This window comes from Pedobacter sp. AC212 (genome assembly GCF_979258625.1).
Genome location: NZ_OZ409870.1, coordinates 872,764 through 893,396, shown reverse-complemented (window position 1 = coordinate 893,396; position 20,633 = coordinate 872,764). Strand labels below are relative to the sequence as shown.

General features: G+C 37.6%; 20 protein-coding genes. 8 read left to right on the top strand and 12 right to left on the bottom strand.

The genetic code is table 11. The annotated features are described in order from the left end of the window. Positions 1–48 precede the first annotated feature (48 nt). Entirely contained in the window at positions 49–417 is a 369-nt protein-coding gene (locus ACZZZC_RS03850; RefSeq protein ID WP_265798565.1) for a YccF domain-containing protein, read from the bottom strand. A 116-nt stretch (positions 418–533) separates the two neighbouring features. On the opposite strand from ACZZZC_RS03850, the gene ACZZZC_RS03845 reads away from it, so the two are divergent. Continuing rightward, positions 534–887: a hypothetical protein gene (locus ACZZZC_RS03845; protein ID WP_463484917.1), complete on the top strand. Its 354-nt coding sequence runs from the start codon at positions 534–536 to the stop codon at positions 885–887. A gap of 158 nt (positions 888–1,045) precedes the next feature. Here the strand turns inward: ACZZZC_RS03845 and ACZZZC_RS03840 are convergent, their stop codons facing one another. Both ACZZZC_RS03840 and ACZZZC_RS03835 read right to left on the bottom strand, forming a co-directional pair. Next, positions 1,046–2,245: a DUF1501 domain-containing protein gene (locus ACZZZC_RS03840; RefSeq protein WP_463484916.1), complete on the bottom strand. Its 1,200-nt coding sequence runs from the start codon at positions 2,243–2,245 to the stop codon at positions 1,046–1,048. A 23-nt stretch (positions 2,246–2,268) separates the two neighbouring features. Next, positions 2,269–3,711 carry a DUF1800 domain-containing protein gene (locus ACZZZC_RS03835; RefSeq protein ID WP_463484915.1) on the bottom strand — a complete coding sequence of 481 codons (1,443 nt, stop codon included), beginning with the start codon at positions 3,709–3,711 and terminating at the stop codon, positions 2,269–2,271. Positions 3,712–3,784: 73 nt separating this feature from the next. Here ACZZZC_RS03835 and aat point away from each other — a divergent pair, with 73 nt between their 5' ends. Further along, positions 3,785–4,435 carry a leucyl/phenylalanyl-tRNA--protein transferase gene (gene aat, locus ACZZZC_RS03830; RefSeq protein ID WP_463486628.1) on the top strand — a complete coding sequence of 217 codons (651 nt, stop codon included), beginning with the start codon at positions 3,785–3,787 and terminating at the stop codon, positions 4,433–4,435. An 89-nt stretch (positions 4,436–4,524) separates the two neighbouring features. On the opposite strand, the gene ACZZZC_RS03825 is transcribed toward aat, so the two are convergent. The 7 genes from ACZZZC_RS03825 to fcl form a co-directional block, all read right to left on the bottom strand. Next, positions 4,525–5,307 carry a 3-keto-disaccharide hydrolase gene (locus ACZZZC_RS03825; protein ID WP_463486627.1) on the bottom strand — a complete coding sequence of 261 codons (783 nt, stop codon included), beginning with the start codon at positions 5,305–5,307 and terminating at the stop codon, positions 4,525–4,527. A gap of 67 nt (positions 5,308–5,374) precedes the next feature. Next, positions 5,375–5,692 carry a YgaP family membrane protein gene (locus ACZZZC_RS03820; protein ID WP_463484912.1) on the bottom strand — a complete coding sequence of 106 codons (318 nt, stop codon included), beginning with the start codon at positions 5,690–5,692 and terminating at the stop codon, positions 5,375–5,377. 56 nt (positions 5,693–5,748) lie between these two features. Further along, positions 5,749–8,640 carry a DEAD/DEAH box helicase gene (locus ACZZZC_RS03815; protein ID WP_463484911.1) on the bottom strand — a complete coding sequence of 964 codons (2,892 nt, stop codon included), beginning with the start codon at positions 8,638–8,640 and terminating at the stop codon, positions 5,749–5,751. Between the two features lie 134 nt (positions 8,641–8,774). Beyond that, entirely contained in the window at positions 8,775–9,350 is a 576-nt protein-coding gene (locus ACZZZC_RS03810) for a pentapeptide repeat-containing protein (RefSeq protein ID WP_463484910.1), read from the bottom strand. 207 nt (positions 9,351–9,557) lie between these two features. After that, on the bottom strand, positions 9,558–11,258 hold the full coding sequence (locus ACZZZC_RS03805; RefSeq protein ID WP_463484909.1) for a glycoside hydrolase family 3 protein: 1,701 nt from the start codon (positions 11,256–11,258) through the stop codon (positions 9,558–9,560). Positions 11,259–11,488: 230 nt separating this feature from the next. Continuing rightward, entirely contained in the window at positions 11,489–12,421 is a 933-nt protein-coding gene (locus tag ACZZZC_RS03800) for a LysR substrate-binding domain-containing protein (protein ID WP_463484908.1), read from the bottom strand. Positions 12,422–12,486: 65 nt separating this feature from the next. Then, positions 12,487–13,413 carry a GDP-L-fucose synthase gene (gene fcl, locus ACZZZC_RS03795; protein WP_463484907.1) on the bottom strand — a complete coding sequence of 309 codons (927 nt, stop codon included), beginning with the start codon at positions 13,411–13,413 and terminating at the stop codon, positions 12,487–12,489. Between the two features lie 117 nt (positions 13,414–13,530). Here fcl and trmB point away from each other — a divergent pair, with 117 nt between their 5' ends. The 4 genes from trmB to ACZZZC_RS03775 all read left to right on the top strand — a co-directional run bounded on the left by trmB (position 13,531) and on the right by ACZZZC_RS03775 (position 15,711). Beyond that, positions 13,531–14,181: a tRNA (guanosine(46)-N7)-methyltransferase TrmB gene (trmB, locus tag ACZZZC_RS03790; RefSeq protein ID WP_463486297.1), complete on the top strand. Its 651-nt coding sequence runs from the start codon at positions 13,531–13,533 to the stop codon at positions 14,179–14,181. Then, entirely contained in the window at positions 14,181–14,510 is a 330-nt protein-coding gene (locus tag ACZZZC_RS03785; RefSeq protein WP_463484906.1) for an MGMT family protein, read from the top strand. Before trmB ends, ACZZZC_RS03785 begins: the two co-directional genes overlap by 1 nt. Positions 14,511–14,608: 98 nt before the next feature. Next, positions 14,609–14,953 (top strand): carboxymuconolactone decarboxylase family protein, encoded by a 345-nt coding sequence (locus tag ACZZZC_RS03780; RefSeq protein ID WP_463484905.1) that lies wholly within the window; start codon positions 14,609–14,611, stop codon positions 14,951–14,953. 173 nt (positions 14,954–15,126) lie between these two features. Then, the gene (locus tag ACZZZC_RS03775) at positions 15,127–15,711 is read left to right on the top strand and encodes a DNA-3-methyladenine glycosylase I (RefSeq protein WP_463484904.1); all 585 of its coding nucleotides are present in this window, start codon (positions 15,127–15,129) and stop codon (positions 15,709–15,711) included. A gap of 6 nt (positions 15,712–15,717) precedes the next feature. Here the strand turns inward: ACZZZC_RS03775 and ACZZZC_RS03770 are convergent, their stop codons facing one another. Both ACZZZC_RS03770 and ACZZZC_RS03765 read right to left on the bottom strand, forming a co-directional pair. After that, positions 15,718–16,398, bottom strand: a complete 681-nt coding sequence (locus ACZZZC_RS03770) for a hypothetical protein (RefSeq protein ID WP_463484903.1) — start codon at positions 16,396–16,398, stop codon at positions 15,718–15,720. Between the two features lie 46 nt (positions 16,399–16,444). Further along, entirely contained in the window at positions 16,445–17,215 is a 771-nt protein-coding gene (locus ACZZZC_RS03765; protein ID WP_463484902.1) for a hypothetical protein, read from the bottom strand. Positions 17,216–17,324: 109 nt separating this feature from the next. Here ACZZZC_RS03765 and polA point away from each other — a divergent pair, with 109 nt between their 5' ends. Further along, a complete protein-coding gene (gene polA, locus ACZZZC_RS03760; protein WP_463484901.1) occupies positions 17,325–20,132 on the top strand; it encodes a DNA polymerase I in 2,808 nt (935 codons plus the stop codon). Positions 20,133–20,219: 87 nt separating this feature from the next. Then, the gene (locus tag ACZZZC_RS03755; protein ID WP_463484900.1) at positions 20,220–20,558 is read left to right on the top strand and encodes a hypothetical protein; all 339 of its coding nucleotides are present in this window, start codon (positions 20,220–20,222) and stop codon (positions 20,556–20,558) included. The last annotated feature ends 75 nt before the right edge of the window (positions 20,559–20,633 follow it).

Below are 20,633 nucleotides of genomic sequence, written 5' to 3'. Positions count from 1 at the left end.
TCGGGCATTCCATTACAATCGGGGCTAGTAACCAAAACCTGCAGCCTTTTACGAAATTGACTTACCAAAGGGCGTGAAAGCCAAATTCATCAATTTAAAATGCTGCCTGCCAAAAGGAATCCCGATAATGGTAATGCAGAATAAAATGCCAAATAACAAATGCGTTAGCGCAATCCAAAAACCGCCACAAACCAGCCAAAGGATATTCATGATGGTAGATAGACAACCTGTGTTAGATGAAGTATCGGTGATTTTAACGCCAAACGGAGCTAACCCAACAATGGCAAACTTAAAACACTGGATGCCGAAAGGAATACCTACAATGGTTAAGCATAGGATTAAACCACCAATAATATATTCGAAAAATATAAAAATTCCGCCAAAAATAATCCAGATGATATTGCCTAAGAAGTTCATTCAATTTTTTAGGTTAAGATATATATTGGCCTAAAATGTTACACTGCGAAATTGATTTCTGTTTTTTCATTGATTGATTCTTATTAATTTACACTCACACACAAAAGAAACAAATCATGAAAAAATTATTAATTGCGTCGGCACTTGCCGCCTGCTTCGCAACCAGTATTGCAAAAGCCCAAACTGTAAGTGGACTCAGGTTGAGCGAATTAAAAACGGATTACATTCAGTTTAAACCTATTTCCAGAACATTCTCCGAGAAAGTATTTATCGCTGTAGATTATGGGCAAAATGTACAATATGTAGAAGACAGTTTTATTAAAGATGATGATGGAAAAAGGATGGAATTTAAATCTGCGATGGATTTTTTGAATAAAGTTAAATCTTATGGATACGAGCTTTTTCAAGTCTTTTCCGAACAAACTGGAGCCGACAGTAGCAGGCCCGTGTATGTACTTAAAAGAAAATAGCACACCAAAAATCTGAGGCTTTCTGGTCATTTAAAGTCTCCATAATTTAAGCAAAAAGAGCCAATCCAATTTTAATTAGCTCTTTTTGTTAACATGACCGAAATTTTTGCTGTGCTTATGAATTAGGTTTAAAAATTTCTTCTGAACTTTTTTAAATTTTAAATAAAATCTAAGGTGTTAAACTTCTTATTTAAAATATCTGCATTGTTTACATCCAGCCATTTATCTAAAATGGTGCCGTAAACCTGTCTAAAATCCAGCTGATATTTCAAATCGCCAGTATCTAAATCACTTAAATTCGGAGCGCTGTTAAATATCCCCTGTTTTTTCAATCTTCCGCCAAAAACGAACATATTATTTGCGGTACCGTGATCTGTCCCGTTACTTGCATTCTGCTCTACGCGACGGCCAAATTCCGAAAAAGTAACCACTAAAGTATCTTCCAGTTTATTGTTCGATTTTAAGTCTTTCAAAAACGCAGCCATGCCTTCGCTGTATTGTTTCAGCAAATTTCCCTGCTGGTTTATTTGGTTAACGTGTGTATCGAAACCGCTCAGAGAAACGTAATATACCCTGGTTTTCAATCCAGATGATATAAATTTGGATACCGTTTTCAATTGGTTTGCAAAACCACTTTGAGGATAGGTGGATTTCGATTGGTAAATTTTAGACGTATTTTGAATGTAACTTGCCGATGATTGTGTCTCAATCATAGTCTTGTACAAATAACCTAAATTATCTTCATCCAAATGCTCCTTATCGCTCTTCAGCATGGCCTTAAAAAAAGGATCGTTAGTATTGCGATATAAAGCCGCTGGATCTTTGAGCGCTATTCCTTTCTTGGTGTGTCCTTTCATCGCCAAAGAAAGTGAGTCATCAACCTCTATGGCAGTGTAAGGAAATTTACAGGTTTGGCAATTGCTATCGAGGTATCTTCCTATCCAACCGGTAGATAAAAACTGATTGCTATCACTTCCTGTTTGCCAAATATCCATCGAACGGAAATGTGAACGATCTGGGTTTGGATACCCAACATCGTTGATAATCGTCATCCAGCCTTGATCGTAAATTTCCTGCAGTGCCTGCATATTCGGATTCAAACCTTGCATATCATTCAGCTTAATCACCTCTTCTGGTTTAATAGCAATGCCCTTACGTTTCTGATAATAAATATCGTTTCCAAATGGAACAACGGTATTTAAGCCATCATTCCCACCAGAAAGCTGCACCACCACCAAATTTTTATATAAACTTAGCTCATCAAGCGCCATCGCCTCAAGTGGTTTCATAAATGCAGGCACAAACAACGAACCTGCTGCTACAAAACCTGTATTTCTTAAAAAGTTTCTTCTGTTCATCTTCTTATTTTTTAATTGATGATTTAGCAAAGTTGATATTCGGGCATGCTTGTAATTTCTACAGCTGTGCTTCGTAAACCCTTATTATCGGCAACCATTCTGGTTATTTTATCGTTCAATTTAGGTTGCAACAAGAATTCCGTAAGCTCCACAGGAGTTAATCCTTTGGGTAGAGTATCTAAAAATTTTGGCCAATCGGCCTGGGCATTTACGTACGATTTTGGCTTCTTGGTGTTGTTAGCCATGGTTGTAGCAGTTCTGCTCAATGCAATTACAGCTTCATCTTCCGGATCGGCTTTACCGCTAAAATCGATTTCGCCATCATTTAAAACCAACGAAGGGATCCGCATTCTGAGCATCAGCGATGAGCTATCAATCCAATTTTGCCCACCTGGCCAACCTGCCACGTTTGGTGGATTGAATAGGTATTGCCCCAAACTACTTTGGAGTTGAATGAGTACTTGCGGTTTATTGTAGGTAACAAAAAATTCGCGACTTAAACCAATCAAAAACTCGGCAGGCGATTTAATTTTAGTACCCACATTTTCCGGGCTGTAAAACCAATCGGCGGTAAACAATTTCCGCATCATTTCGGATATATCGTATTTAGCGTTATAAAAATGGTTTGCCAATTCTTTAACGTGTTCTTCATTAGGAGTATCATTTACAAAAAACCTATAAATTTTTCTGCTGATGAAAGTTGCCGTTTCAGGTTTATCCAAAATAATATCGATGATATTTTCGCCTTCAAAATTTCCAATTTTACCGAAAAAGGTTTTGGTACCATCATCATGCTGGTTCTTTCTAAAAAAGAAAGTTCCATCTTTATCGTAGGTCCAACCGGTAAAAGCCCTGGCCGACTCTTTAATATCATTTTCCGTGTAATTACCTCTTCCCAAAGTAAATAACTCCATCAATTCACGGGCAAAATTTTCGTTCGGTTTACCTTTTTTGTTCTGCTGGTTATTGAGATACTGCAACATCGCAGGTGATTTTGAAACTTCAATTAAAAGTGTTCTGAAGCTTCCTAAACCATGTTGACGCTGTATGTTGTTGAGTTGTTGTGCATACATCGGGTTATTGCTCCGGCAGGCAAAATGTCCATGCCAAAACAGTGTCATCTTCTCTCGCAATGGGCTATCAGTATTGATCATCTTACTCACCCAGGCAATATTCAAATCGCGACTGACCTCATTCTGCATCTGAACAATCTCCCTACGCATTTTCTTTTCATCATCAGTTAAATCTTTTTTCGCGTACAAGCCAGCTTGAACCAGCATTTGCCTTCTCGATTCGCCATCGTTTACCAAAGTGATGGCATCGTCTTTTTTAGGTTCTTCAAGTAACCCATCAACTACTTTGTTGATGTTCTTTTTGCTTAGCTTATTTAAATCAGGATATGAAATACCGAAGCCTGCACGGTTGTAAAGATGCTTTACTTTGATGAAATTATCTTTTGCGCTCATAATGGACAATTTAACAGTATGACATAAAATAAACGTAAGGGTTTAATGTTTGTTTTCTTTCTTATTTTCGCACATGTTTTTTCAACTCCTTGAAGATGACTATGGTTTCCCTGATCCTAAGTTAGCTGAACCCGATGGTTTACTGGCAATTGGTGGTGATTTAAGTGTAGATCGATTACTCAACGCGTATTCAAATGGGATATTTCCATGGTTTAGCGAGGGCGATCCTATTTTATGGTATGCCCCGCATGAACGATGTGTAATTTATCCCGATAAAATAAAGATCAGTAAAAGCATGAGAAAAGTTTTAGCTGCTGAAACTTTTGCAATTACTGTTGATAAAGCATTTACTGATGTAATTTTAAATTGCGCCAATACACCACGTAAAGGCCAGGATGGCACATGGATTACTGATGAAATGCAAAAAGCTTACATCAATTTACACGAACAAGGTTTTGCCCACAGTATTGAAGTTTGGTTAAAAGATACTTTGGTAGGCGGATTATACGGCCTAAAAATTAATCATGTTTTTTGTGGCGAAAGTATGTTTAGCCATGTCAGTAACGCTTCGAAAGTTGCCTTAATTCATTTAAGCAAATTAAATGTTGAATTAATTGACTGTCAAATCCCTAATGATCATCTTTTGAGTTTGGGTGCAGAAATGATCGATATGGAAGATTATCTCGACATATTGCAGGAAAAAAGAAACCTTCCATCGAAATAGCAATTTTCGGCATGCTGAACTAATCATCCTCAAAACGAAGGCAATAAAAAAACCTGCAAGTTCACATTTGCAGGTTTCAATTTCTAGGTCTATAATTCTCTAACCCAAATATTTCTAAAGCTAATCGGCGGACTAGGATCGCCATGATCTTGCAACTTTATTGATGCTGGACCATGCTTTTTATATTCTGGCGCACCAATGTACCTGGTTTCTCCTTTAAGTAAGAAGTTGTTTTGCAATAGTACACCATTTAGTAAAACAGTTACACTTGCAGGTTTTTTAACCGAACCATCTTCATTAAAACGAGGTGCATTCCAGATGATATCGTAGTACTGCCATTCTCCTGGTTTCTTGTTTGCATTGGCTAACGGAGTGCCTTGTTTGTAAACACTTCCAGTTTGGCCGTTTACATAGGTTTTGTTGTTATAAGCATCCATAATCTGAATTTCATAACCGTCATCACCACCTCCAGTCGACGCTAAAAACACTCCGCTATTGCCTCTCGCTTGTCCTTCACCAGTAATATTTGCAGGAATTTTCCATTCCATATGCAATTGATAATCGGTAAACTTTTTATTCGTTTCGATATTCCCCGTACCTTTTTTAACAGTAAAAAAACCATCGTCTATTGTCCAGGCGGCAGGTTTTGTAGGGTCTTTTACCGAATGCCATGCATCCAGGTTTCTACCATCAAATAATATAATGGCATCCGAAGGTGCATTTTGAGGGAGTTGACCTGGTGAAACAACTTTAGGAACGGGTTCCCAAACCTCGGTAGTTTTAGGGTCTTTGGCTGGATCTATCTTCTTTTCCTGTGCAATTGCTGACATGCCTAGTAAAGTTGGGATAATAAATAATGCGTACTTGCTCATAGTTATTGATTAACATTTAAAGTTAACCAGTTTATTAAGAAATGAAAGTTTCGTATTGAATTTATTACTACAACTCTGTAGAAATGATGGTTTCTTTAATCACGATATCATTTGATTCTAAATCCAAATCTTGCTGCTGTTCTGCCAAATCGCGGGCAGGGCAATAACCTGTAATGCCGCGGTATAATAATCCGGCACCAACTGCTGCGCCTGTAGCCCCAATTACCGGATGAGAAAAAATGCTGGTTAAACCTTTAAACAAAAGGTAGGAACCTACCACCCCAGATAATATGCGCTCAGAACGTGAGGTGTTTTGAAATAATTCTGGGTACTTCCAAGCCTCTTTAACATTATTCAAGGCTGTATTTAAATTTTCATTTGTCATGATCGTAGATTTTAAATTCTAGGATATAACAAATTGATTTTGATAGAGTTTTAGGATTACCTTAATAAATCTTTTATATCATCTTTACTAAGCGATTTAAAGAAGCTTTCTTCGGTGGTAATTAATGAATTGGCCAAAGACTTTTTGCGATTTTGCAACGCAAGAATCTTTTCCTCAACAGTATCTTTCGCAATAAATTTATAAATAAAAACCTTTTTATCTTGCCCAATCCGGTGTGTTCTATCAATGGCTTGCTGTTCTACCGCAGGATTCCACCATGGATCCAGGATGAAGACATAATCTGCCTGAGTAAGATTTAAACCTACCCCACCAGCTTTGATAGAAATCAAAAACACTTTTAAATTTTCATTCTGTTGAAATTCCGAAACAATCTCACCGCGATTTCGGGTTGCACCATCTAAATACGCAAAAGGAATGTGTTCTGCTTCGAAGTGCTTTTTAAATATATCCAGATGTTTTACAAACTGAGAAAACACCAACACTTTATGTCCTCCCTTTAACACATTATCAAGCGTATGGATTACGTTTTCGAACTTGCCTGAATCAGAATCGTAGGTTCCATCGATCATTACCGGATGGTTAGCCAGTTGGCGCAGTGCGGTTAAACCTTGCAGAAGCTGAACCTGTTTTTGTGCAAAAGTGCCATTATCCATACTCTCCAGTAAGTCATTGCGGTAGGCAGATTTGGTTTTTTCGTAATACGCAGCCTGATCTTCGCTCATATCGCAATAAATTACCTGCTCGGTTTTTGGAGGTAATTCTGCGGCCACCTGTTCCTTGGTTCTGCGAAGTACAAAAGGTTTTATTAGAGACTGGAGTTTTCGTGCTTTTTCTTCATCCTTCTTTTTTTCGATGGCCTGTACATATTCATCATAAAAAAAGGCTTGCGTACCCAATAAACCAGGGTTTAAAAAGGTAAGCTGCGACCATAAATCGCCTACTGAATTTTCTACTGGGGTACCGCTAAGAATCAGTCGGTGTTTAGATTTCAAGCTTCGAACGGATTTGAATGATTTAGAAGCCGGATTTTTAATATTCTGGCTTTCATCCAAAATAACATAATTGAAGTAAAAGTTTTTTAACTCTTCTATGTCTACCCTGGTCACACCGTAAGTGGTAATAATAATATCGTAGCTAGCAAACTTGGCTACATCTTTATTCCGATTACTACCCGTATGGGCATAAATTTTCAGCTTTGGGGTAAATTTTTTTGCCTCGGTAAGCCAGTTATAAATTAACGAAGTAGGCATAATAATCAAGGAAGTAGATTGTAATCCCGCAGCCTGATCATCTTCTTTTACTTTTTGCAACATAGCCAGCGTTTGGATGGTTTTACCCAAACCCATATCATCAGCCAAACAACCACCAAAGTTATATTCCCTTAAAAAGCTAAACCAATTGTAACCAGCTTTTTGGTAATCGCGTAAACTGCCCTTAAAATTAACTGGCATTTGTGTATCGGCGATATCCTCAAAATCTACCAATCGTTGTAGTTTGCGTTCTAAAGTTACATTCGCCAAACTGTCTTCAGCCAAATCATTTATTAAACCAATATGATGCTTTTTTAACTTTATCCCACCGGTAGTTTCGGCAAGGCTAAACAGGCTTCCGTATTGGGTAAACCATTTTTCTGGGATGATGGCTACCTCTCCATCGGGAAGCAAAAACTCTCTACGTTTGTGTAGAATATGTTGTTTTAATGAAAGGAAAGGAATCTGGTATTTACCGAACCAAACTACGGCGTTGATATCGAACCAATCGTTACCTTCCTTTACCTCTAAATCAATTTTATTGGCTCCGAAAACAAAACGCTTTTGTCCTGTGGCTTGTTCTATTTCGAAGCCTGCGGCAAGCAAAATTTCGATATGCTCGTTCACCCAATTTATGGCTGCATAACTCGGGTTTTCTTCTTCTATAGCAACCTCTAAATTACTAAAAAGCGAGCTTGTTTTTTTTAACCCTAGTGATAAAAGTAAGTTGTATTGTTTCTTCTCCCAATCTGCTGAACGTTTTATACGATGGAAAATATAGTTGTCATCAGTCTTCTCTAAACGAACGGTTACTCGGTGTGCATTTTCGACAGGAAAGGTATATTCGCCATACTTAAAATATAACTGAATTTGCGATAAGCCGCCATCTACATATAAAACCTTTATAATTGGAATTGCCTCAAACTGCTCTGTTCTGATCTCAAAACCCTCGGCGTAAACATGGTGCTTTTCGATAAGTGGAGCAACAAATTTTTCAAAATAAGTTGCCTCGGTAGCTTTCGGAATAGCAATGTATCGTTTTGCTAAAAATGGCTGTAGTTTTTTTCCTTCTATATCCTGATCAAAAAAGTAAAGTACATCATTTAATAATAACCAGGCAGGTTTGTTACTAATAATCTGCGCCTCCTTAAACATGAATTCGATGCGGAGGTTTTGATATTTTATGGTAGGGAAATACCTTGTTTCGGTTTCATTTCTACGGAAGTGAAAAAGGATTGAAGCAGGTTCGGCAGCCAATTCGATTTTACGCTCAACTGGCCACCCGTCTTTATCCATTACGTAAAGCTCATTTTTAACCTTTAATATCTCGAGTGCTTCGGCAAGTTTCTTTTCTATTTTAGGGCGAACACTATCATAGAATTTAACATCGAAGATTTTGGTGAAAAACTCGGTAGGTCTGATTAGCTTTTTATAGTATTTTTTGATTACAGAATCTTGCTCTATATCATCCAAAATCTTAATTAGCTTATAGTCGATTTCAGTTAAGCAAGCTGCAAATTCTTCTGCGGTATGGGTAAAAATTCGTTGATAGGTAAATGAGAAATCACCTTGTGGATTCAATTGAACAATATGAGGCTCAATTAAATAGCCTAAATACTCATGTTTGCACAAAGAGTACACCACTTTACAAGGTTTAGAACTATCGACGCGTAACATTGATGGGGATAAAATTTTTCTAAGCTACCTCGCTTAAAAAACTTTAAACTTACAATATTTTCAGGTTACATCAAAAGAAGTGTAACATTTTAGCGAAGAATTATTTCTTAATTTTTGGAAGCTTTTATTTTTATCTACTGGCTGATTAAAATATCATATTTAGTAAGAAGGCCCGCTAAGCCGGATTGAGAAAATTTAGCTTTTTTTATCCGATTATTATCCGGATCTATAGAATAATTATACGACGTTTTAAAATCGGCTTTTTCTAGAATCGTTTTATCAAAAGTTGCGCTCAATAAATCGCAATTATCGAAAATGGAATTAGATAAATCGCATTCAGAAAAATCAACTTCGTGGAGTTGTGAATTTATAAATTCGGTCTTTTTTATTTTGAGTTTATAAAAGGAAGAATGATCCATTTTACAATTATTAAAGCGGAAAGCTAAACCAAAATCATTGCAACTTTCGAAGCGCAAACCGAGCATTTTACAATCGTTAAAGCTTACTTCATTAAATGTTGTTTTGGTTAAGTTCGCTAAGCTTAGGTTACAAGAAATAAATTCGCAATCGAGGAATTTTACACCACTTAAATCGGAGCTAGAGAAATTACAACCAATGAATTTACAGTTTTCGTATTCTGCTTTTGATAATGAACGTAAAGTAAAATCTTCTTTATTGAAGATTTGTTCGGCGATGTAACTTTCTGACATTTGATTGCAAATTTTCTCAAAACAAAGATAAAAATTATAGCTGCTGGTAGGGAAATCAATGAAAGAAAATGCTCATTAAACTAAGGCAGATATTAGTCAAAAGATGAATATCGGCGTAATGCAGGTAATCATCTGTAACTAATCCTATCTACAATAGTTAAGTTCAATTAAGAAATAGCAATTTTTTTAATCCCCGTTTATCCCAACCTACAATCCATCACCAAACTTATAATTAGGCAAAATGCTTACTGGCAACTTCCCTTTTGGCACCAAACGGTTATTAATTACCGCAGCTGCCGAAACTTGCATATAGTCTTCTTTTTGGTAAGCCACTATTAAACCTTTGCTGTTTTCCAGGCCTGGTAAAGCAGATAAGTTATAGGGATTTGCAAAAAGAGAAAATATGGTATTCTTTGTTGAAAGTTCCTTAATGAAATTTTTTACACCTGCGTTTAATGGAATGTTATTTCCTGGTCTGGCTCTACTGTCGTGAATTCCTACAATTACCTGATCAAAAGCGCCAATTTCTCTAGCTACGTTAGATATTTGAGTTGACGTTGCATCCTTATCCAAAACGTAATAAACAGAGTTGTAAAATCCTTTTGAGATCTCTTTTTGGAATCTGGTAACCGATGGAACACCAATACTGATAATGGCTGTCCTTCTAATTGGCACCATATTTTTAATGTAGTCTTTTCCTTTAAGTAAAGTAACCGACGCATTGGCCAATTCCTGCACCAATGCAGTACTTGTGCCTCTATTTACACCCGCAACAATCCCTTGGGTAACCACCGAATCTCTGCTGCCCAAACCTGCCCAATATTTCGCAGTTAATATTTTCCTCACACTTTCATCAATGGCTTTCATGTCGATTCTACCTTGCCTTACCGCTTTACGTACTAAGGTTATGGCTCTGTCGCTGTTTTCAGAAAGCTCTAGAATGTCATTTCCTGCAATAATGCCCAACAAATCAGCCTCACCATTTTTGAAATATTTCACTACGCCTTTCATATCCATGGCATCAGAAATAATTAAGCCCTTAAAACCTAAACGTTGCTTCAAAATCCCCGTAACGATTGGTTTTGACAGTGTTGATGGTAGATTTGGGGTGTTATCTAAAGACGGAATATTCATGTGAGCAATCATCACACCTGATGCACCTTGCTTAATTAGTTCTCTGAAAGGATACATCTCCAAACTATCCAAGCGAGCCGCTGTAAAGGTAAGTTGAGGAAGATCGTAATGCGAATCTACATCCGTATCGCCATGGCCAGGGAAATGTTTTAAGGTGGTTAGTAAACCGCCATCTTGCATCCCTTTCATGTAAGCGCCGGTTTTAGTTGCTACATTATATTTATTCTCACCGAACGAGCGATAATTGATTACAGGATTTTTTGGATTATTATTGATATCAGCATCAGGAGCTAAGTTCATTTGCATGCCCATTCGCTTAAAATCTTTGGCCACTTCCTGCCCCATTCTATAAATCAAATCCTTGTTCTGGATAGCTCCAAGCGTCATTTGGTAGGGAAACGAAATAGTACTATCCAAACGCATACCCAAACCCCACTCGCCATCATTTGCCACGATTAAAGGAACACGACTTACTTTTTGGTAAGCATTTGTAGCACGGGCTTGCCTTACTGGTCCGCCCTGGAAAAATATTACTCCTCCCAACTGCTCTCTTTTTATTACCAAACCTACCGAATCGGTATATTTCTGACCTAGATTGGTATGCGCCCGAACGAAAAACATTTGGGCAATCTTTTCTCTACGATTAAGTTTTTTAAAAACAGAATCAACCCATTTGGGCTGATTGGCTAACATTTCTAGATAGGTAGGCTTTTGCGCATGAGCTGAATATGCAGCTATACATAATATTACAATTAGGAATATATTCTTTTTCACGTTGTTTTGTTGTGACGGCTAAATTAATAAGTAATAAGCGAATAAAACAAAAACCAAACCAAGTAATTAATTTAATACAATAGGTTGTAGCAAGCTATGCAGATGATTAATGCTTTTGAAATAAAAATTTAGAAGTGAGCATTATGTAACTCTTCTCTAAATGAGCCAGCCGCTAACGGCTATTTATAGAAAGAAGAAGGATTTTCGAAACCTCAAAAAACAAGTCATGTTTAAATTCCTACTATGTCTTTTTTCTTTTTTTGCTTCATTGTTTTTGGGATAATGGCTAAAATCTCTTCTTTCAAGGCATTCAACATTCTCATTTTAATGAAGTTTTTGTGTGTAACCAAACTAATTTCCCTTACAGGTTCTGGAGATTTGAAATGACGGATTTTATTAGTTTGTTTGGCATTTAATTCTGCAATGGCCAATTCGGGTAGCAATGTTGCACCACCGTTTAAATCTACCATCCGCACCAATGTTTCTACACTGCCAGTATTATATTCCAAACCCTGTAATCTATTGTTTTTTGTTGATCGGCAAATGTTCAACACCTGGTTTCTCATACAATGTCCTTCATTTAATAACCAAATGTTTTCATCGTTAAGGTCTTCAGCATCCACAGCTTTCTTTTTGTAAAGCTTACTGTTCTTGCTAATGTAACTTACAAAGTTTTCGTAATACAATGGCGATTCGATAATGTTAGCATCTGTTAAAGGAGTGGCCAAAATCCCACAATCCAGTACACCTGTTTTTAAGTGATGAATAATATCTTCGGTGGTATATTCCCAAATGAGGAGTTTTAGTTCAGGGTATTTTTCCAGCATTGCTGAAATTACCTGAGGCAATAAGTATGGGGCCACGGTAGGTATAACTCCGATTCGCAATTCGCCAAGTACATCTTGTTGCTGGCTATTGATGAGCTCTTTTACCTTTCCACTTTCCTGTAAAATGATTCTGGCTTGTGCAATTATTTGCGCACCGATTTCAGTTGGAGATACTGGCTGTTTGCTTCTATCGAAGATTTTAACGCTTAGCAATTCCTCCAATTTTTGCACTTGCATGCTTAATGTCGGTTGCGTTACAAAACATTTCTCTGCAGCAATAACAAAACTTCTGTAAGTATCTACCGCAACAATGTATTCAAGCTGAACTAAAGTCATTATAGTTAAAATTGATTAATTTCTTCAAATATATCAATTTTAACTATCAAAAAATATAGCTTGATTTAATACCTGCTTTGAAAATCCTGGTAGGCCAATTCAATCCCCTCTCTCAATTCGATTTTATGCTTCCATCCTAAATTGTGCAGTTTAGTTACATCCATTAATTTACGCGGGGTACCATCAGGTTTTGAAGAGTCAAATACAAGCTCACCTTCAAACTGCAACACCTCTTTGATCAGCAGCGCTAAATCTTTTATGGTAAGATCATGGCCTGTGCCAATGTTGATCAGGTTAGGCTCACTATAATTTTGCATCAGATAGAAACAGGCATCAGCTAAATCATCAGCAAATAAAAACTCCCTCATCGGGGTACCCGAACCCCAAACCGAAACGCTTTGATGGTCATTAATTTTCGCCTCATGGATTTTCCTGATTAGCGCAGGCAAAACATGTGAATTTTCAGGGTGGTAGTTGTCGTTATAGCCGTAGAGATTTGTTGGCATTACCGAGATAAAATTACATCCATATTGATCACGATACGCATCGCACATTTTAATCCCTGCAATTTTAGCAATGGCATATGGTTCATTGGTGTGCTCCAATGTGCCGGTTAAAAGGTAATCTTCCTTTAACGGCTGTGGCGCCAATTTTGGATAAATACAGCTTGAGCCTAGAAACATCAATTTCTTAACACCACTTAAATAAGCATTATGAATTACATTATTTTGGATGGCTAAGTTTTCATACAGGAAGTCTGCCCGGTAAGTATTATTGGCTACAATACCGCCTACTTTGGCCGCAGCAAGAAACACATAATCTGGTTTTTCTGCATCAAAAAACTCGGTTACGGCATGTTGATTTCTTAAATCTAATTCAGCAGAAGTTCTGGTGATCAAATTAGTGAAACCTTCTGCTTCCAGCTTACGGAGAATTGCCGAACCAACCATACCACGGTGGCCAGCAATGTATATTTTAGCGCTCTTTTCCAATGTATTGCTTTTAAATAATCTGCAAAAATACGATTGATAAACTGAAAAGGAATCATTATGGCAGGAAAAACAACTCTGGATAAATGTTTTAATTGTAAATTTGCCGAAAAAAAACTTTTGGGTAAAGATAAACTTAGACGTTTTGCAGAGATAGAAACTTTTGCAAACGTATATCAATTAGAGGAAGGGAAAGCGCTTAAAGGCCAATGGGCTGCTGAACATTTCAAAAATGAAAATCCCGTTGTACTGGAGCTGGCTTGTGGCAAAGGCGAATACACGGTAAATTTGGCAACATTATTTCCTGAGAAAAATTTTATCGGTGTAGATTATAAAGGCAACCGTATCTGGCGTGGGGCAAAAACCGCCATTGAAGAAGGAATTGACAACGTTGCGTTTTTAAGAATTCAAATCGAGAATTTGCTGGATTATTTTGCTGAGGGAGAAATCGACGAAATCTGGATTACTTTTCCCGACCCTCAACCACAAGACAGCAGAGAGAAAAAACGCTTAACTTTCCCCGTGTTTTTAAATCGCTACAAAACAGTTTTGAAACCAGGTGGTAAGGTAAATCTAAAAACGGATAACGACCAGCTTTATGCCTACACTTGTGAAAAAGTGGAGGAACTAAACCTGGTTGTACATAAAAATACTGATCATTTGTACACATCTGATTTAGCAGATAACGTGTTATCGATTAAAACTTATTACGAAAAGAAGTATTTGCTTCACGATAAAAATATTAATTACATTCAGTTTTCATTCGAATAATGGATACCAACTTTTACGAAATGGTGTATGAGATTGCCCGCTTAATTCCGAAAGGAAGAGTGACTTCTTATGGCGCTATTGCGAAGAGTTTAGGCGCCGCAAAATCATCTCGAATGGTTGGGCATGCCATGAGTTATGCTGGCACCGCACATCCGAAAGTACCTGCCCACCGGGTGGTAAACAGCAGTGGTTTGCTTACGGGGAAATTTCATTTCGACCCGCCAGAACTGATGGAGGAATTGCTGTTGAAAGAAGGTGTAGAAGTGAAAAATGATAAGGTAGTTAATTTTAAAAAGGTATTCTGGAATCCGATGGATTTGGAGGAATAGCCAGTTTCAGTTTTCAGTTTTCAATTCTCAGTTTCCAATTTGGAATTTCCAATTATCAAAATTTAATCATTCAAAAATTCAATCATTCAAAAATTATTATGGGAAAGTTAGTAGAAGAATTTAACGGCTATCGTGAAAAAATGAACGATAGAATAATGGAAACTGCCAATACAAACATCAAACGTTTCTTCGCTTTGGATACCACTTCTTATGCCGAAGGTGCCCTTGACGTCAAAACAAAAGAAATGTTAGGCCTGGTGGCTTCAATGGTTTTGCGCTGCGATGATTGCATTAAATATCACTTAGGGAAATGTTATGGTGCAGGCGTAAACAGTGATGAAATGAACGAAATCTTCATGATCGCTAATTTGGTAGGTGGCAGTATCGTTATTCCACATTATAGAAGAGCGGTAGAGTATTGGGATGAACTTTTAGGTAGTTGAGAGATGGGTGTTTAGAGTGATATTTCCTAGAACGATCACAATACACAAAGTCGTCATTTCGAGCGGAGTGCAACGCAGCCGAGAAATCTGCTTAGATAGATCTCTCCATTTCGCTGCGCTTCAGTCGAGATGACGATCGGTTTATAAATAAATCATTGGCAAATTATACTTTTATGCAAAACTCCCAACTACAAACTCAAAACTCACAAACACGCTGCTCCTGGGCAACTTCCGACCCACTTTACGTAAAATACCATGATGAAGAATGGGGAAAGCCTGTTTATGATGATAAAATATTATTTGAGTTTTTACTGTTGGAGGGAGCACAGGCCGGCTTAAGTTGGATTACCATTCTAAAAAGAAGAGAAAATTACAAGAATGCGTTCGCGAACTTTGAAGTAGGCAAAGTAGCAGCTTTTGATGATCAAGATGTAGAACGGCTATTGAACGATCCGGGCATCATCAGGAACAAGTTAAAGGTAAGTGGTGCGATTACGAATGCCAGATTATTTATCGAAATACAAAAGGAATTTGGGAGCTTCTCAAGCTACATCTGGGGATTTATTCCTGCTGGAAAACCTATCGAAAATAATATAGAAAAGATGAGTGACGTTCCTGCCAGAACAGAATTATCTGATGCCATTAGCAAAGACATGAAAAAGCGTGGCTTCAAATTTTTTGGAACCACCATATGTTATGCTTTTATGCAAGCCACCGGAATGGTCAATGATCATTTATTAAACTGTTGCGCCAGATAAGAGCAGCTATTTTTTCGTGGAGTTGTACGCTTTGATCAACTCAATTACTTCGCGACTATCAAACGATACACTATTCTCCACTTTAGCTTTTATACTCTCATTATCTCCGATTTTTTGAAGCAAAATTGTTTTCACGCTTGCTTTTTTATCTTCATCGGTAATGGCTTTCATGGGTACTTCCTGTAACGGACCAGCACCTGGCTTTTCAATAAAATAACGCACAGCAGGTGCTCCGGCTGGTCGCTCTGGCGCTGCACTTCTTCCTCCACCAATATTGATTCCTCCACCCATTCCCATGCCTCCAAATCCACCTGTTCCAGTTCCAATACCAACTGAAGGCCTAAACCTTACTTTTTTATCTTTTGTCGGTGGCATCAAAGTTCCTCCTCCGAAAGCATAAAGGTTAACGGCTCCCAATTCAATCACTTTCACAAAACGATATTCAAAATTACGGCCATTAGCAAAGCCCTTACTTAGGTAGCTATCGCCATTCCAGAAAAAATTCTTTACATCCTTCGCTGGAAGTATAACATCAGCTTCGTCATTTGCACTAATTAATACAGAGAAATAATCGGTACCTTTTATAGTACCACGGATCACATCATCATTATTTTTAAGAATGAAATCCTGAGCGAAGGAACCGGTACCAACAGAGAGAAATAAAAGAATACTTAATAAAATTTTCATCGTGACTGTGCTTCTCACAAATAACGCTACAAATTATTGAAATGTATTAATTCAAGTTAATTTTAATGTTACCAGCATTTATATCGCTGTGTTTTTGTTGGAAGTTTAAAAAAGCATCTTTCATTTTACCATAAGCATAACCTTTAGCATTCGATAGATTTTTACCTAGGGCATAAAATTTATTAAGCACGTAAATATTAAAGAGAAAATTTTTCAAATCATTATCTGCCTGCGTATCCGAAAATACTTTAATTAAATTCTCTCGGTCTACAAAAGAAGCAATTCCTACCTTCATATTGAGGTACTGCATTTCTTCATTTATCAACTGCTTGGCATCTACAAAAACATCAGCTGTTTTAGTTATTGCTTCAATTTTAAGTAAATGTGGTGCAATTTCCCGTGCCAACATCTCTTTCGATACCAATACCAATCCTTCAGGAATGTAGTAAAGGGAATCAGTATGGTAAGGATCAACATATAGCACAACCTGCTCTTTGGTAGAAGGATTAGTTAAGGTATAACGGTCTACAATTCCAGACTTACCAGCGGTGCTCGATCTACTTGTAAAATCAATTGCAGTACCGTTTGGCCACCTAAACGAACTTTCCAATTTGGCCATGCGCAATTTCAATAAAGATCTATCTGCAAGATTAGTAAATGCACCAGTGGCGATCGGTCTTTCTACCGACGTTCCATAGCCTTTGCTATAGCCTTTTAAATTTTCAAAAGTGATGTAAGTAATTAGCGAATCGGAAGGAAGCTGAGCCTTTGCAAAGCCAATAATCAGACAAAAAATCAGCGTAGGGAATGTTTTCATAAAGCGTTTTTTATTGATGATGTTGAAAATACATTAATTCAATAAAAGAATTTGTTTTTTGTTGAAAAACCTGTTTACGGTTATGGGGAACTTTGGTTACTTTTATCATATGAATAAAAAACTCTTTCTTTTAGATGGGATGGCGCTGATGTACCGGGCACATTTTGCGTTGAGTAAAAATCCCCGTTTTACCTCCACAGGAATAAATACATCGGCCGTTATGGGCTTTACCAATACTTTGCTGGATGTATTAAAGAAAGAAAAACCTACACATATTGCCGTGGTTTTCGACACCGAAGCCCCTACAGAAAGACACACCTCTTTCGAAGCATATAAGGCTCATCGGCAGGCTATGCCTGAAGATTTAGCAGCCGCCATGCCTTTTGTAATCAAACTAATTACCGGCTTTAATATCCCGGTAATTACTTCCGATGGTTATGAGGCCGATGATATTATCGGAACATTGGCCAAAAAAGCAGAACAAAAAGGTTATCAGGTTTTTTGTATGACGCCTGATAAGGACTTTGCACAACTGGTATCAGAAAATATTTTCATTTACAAACCAGCTCGTATGGGTAATGGAATGGAAATTTTGGGTGTGAAAGAGATTTTAACCAAATGGGAAATAGAAAACGTACTGCAGGTTATCGATATTTTAGGTTTATGGGGAGATGCCGTTGATAACATCCCAGGAATCCCTGGTATTGGTGAAAAAACTGCGAAAGCACTCATCAAGCAGTATGGTTCGATGGAGAATATTATTGCGCATTCACACGAACTCAAAGGTAAGCAGCGAGAAAATGTAGAGAATTTTGCGGAGCAAGGATTAATTTCAAAAAAATTAGCCACAATTCAGCTTGATGTACCTGTCGAGTTAGATGAAGCCAGCTTAGAACTTTGCGACCCTAGTCGCGATTTATTGGAACCATTGTTTACCGAACTGGAGTTTAGAACACTCGGCAGACGGGTTTTTGGAGATGAATTTTCAGTAACTACAGCGAGGTTTCAGGAAGGAACACAAACTGATCTTTTCGGAAATCAATCTGGCGAAGCGATTCAATATACCGATACCATTGAAGAAGAACCGGCGGAAAAACTTCCGGCCAAAACGATTGAAAATACCGAGCATGATTATGTTTTAGTAGAAACGGCAGCGCAAAGAGCAGATTTAATTAAGCTTTTGCTAGCTGAAAAAAGGATTTCTTTTGATACAGAAACGACTGGCACTGACGCTAACATGGCTGAGCTGGTTGGATTATCCTTCTCCATAAAACCAGGGTCTGGCTATTACATTCCCGTTTCGGCAATAAGAGAAGAAGCACAGGCGGTAGTTGATGAGTTTAGGGTGGTGCTTGAAAATGAGCAGATAGAAAAAATCGGACAGAACACAAAATATGACATATTAGTACTGAAATGGTACGGTGTGCAAGTAAAGGGAAAGTTGTTCGATACCATGCTTGCTCACTACCTTATCGATCCGGATACGCGTCATGGGATGGATGTACTTTCTGAGAACTATCTAGGTTATTCGCCAATTTCCATTACCAAATTGATTGGCGCAAAAGGTAAAAATCAATTAACCATGCGTGATGTTCCAGTGATTGATGTGGTAGATTATGCTGCCGAAGACGCCGATGTAACGCTGCAGCTGGCCCATATTTTTGAGCCGAAATTGAAAGAACTTAATGCTGCCAAATTAGCAGAGGAAATTGAAAATCCATTGGTTTATGTTCTTGCTGACATTGAAAAAGAAGGTGTAAGGATTGATATTGACACCCTTATCGCCTACTCAAAAGAGCTGGAAACCGATATCATTAAATTTGAACAAAATGTATATGATAAAGCAGGGATAAAATTCAATTTAGCCTCTCCAAAACAATTGGGAGAAGTTTTATTCGATAAACTTCAATTAGACCCTAAAGCAAAAAAAACTAAAACAGGTCAGTACCAAACCGGCGAAGATGTGCTTACCGCCTTAGCCAGTAAAAGCGACATCGTAAAAGATATCCTGGATTTTCGCCAGTTGCAAAAATTGAAATCGACTTATGTAGACGCTTTGCCTTTAATGGTAAATCCGAAAACGGGACGAGTGCACACATCCTATAATCAGGCTGTTGCCGCCACAGGGAGGTTGAGTTCTAACAATCCGAATTTACAAAACATCCCTATTCGCACTGAACGCGGTCGCGAAGTAAGGAAGGCTTTTATTGCCCGTGATGAAAACCACATTCTGCTTTCTGCGGATTATTCGCAGATTGAGTTGAGGATTATTGCTGAAATTAGCAAAGAGGAGAACATGCTCGATGCATTCAGCAAAAATATCGATATCCACACCGCTACCGCCGCAAAAGTATATGGAATTAGCATTGAAGAGGTTGACAGTACGCAACGCAGAAATGCAAAGGCCGTAAACTTTGGAATAATCTATGGCCAATCTGCATTCGGACTTTCGCAGAACTTAGGTATTCCGCGGAAAGAGGCTGCTGACATTATCGAACAATATTTCACTCAATATCCTGGTATTAAGCGTTACATGAGCGATACGATGAACTTCGCCCGTGAAAATGGCTTTGTAGAAACCATAATGGGCAGAAGGCGGTATTTGCGTGATATTAATTCTGCAAATCAAACCGTACGTGGTTTTGCAGAACGAAATGCCATTAACGCACCAATTCAAGGTTCTGCCGCCGATATGATTAAGATTGCAATGATCAATATTCACAAAGAAATGAAAGCGCAAAACCTACAATCAACGATGACCATGCAAGTACATGATGAGTTGGTGTTTGATGTATTGAAATCTGAAAAAGAGGTGATGAAAGCAATCATTCAAGATAAAATGGCAAATGCGATTAAATTAACGGTTCCAATCGTTGTTGAAATTGGTGAAGGAGATAATTGGCTTGCTGCACATTAAGAAATTTTATTCTTATCTTCATTAAAACTTCATCCCGATTAATCAATTTTATATCAACAAATAAACGAGTAAAAAAAAATTAAAGACATGAAAAAATTATTGAGTTTAATCGCAATCGCAGCATTTGGTTTAACTACAGCATTTGCACAAACACCAGCAGCAACGCCAGCTAAAGCTAAAACAGTTGTTAAAAAAGAAGTAAAAACTACTGTTGCACCTGTAAAAGCAGGTGTAAAATCGGAAGCTAAAAAGGTAGAAACTAAAACGACTACCACCGCTGCAAAAATGAAAGCTGATGGAACACCAGATATGCGCTTTAAAGAAAATAAAACAAAAGCTGTAACGAAAGTTGTTGGTCCAACAAAAAAAGATGGAACAGCTGACATGCGTTACAAAGCAAACAAAGCTGCCGCTAAAAAGAATTAGGTTTAGTTTTATAATTTGAAAGGGTTCCTGATGTAAAATCGGAACCCTTTTTTATTTTATCAGAATTTAAATAAG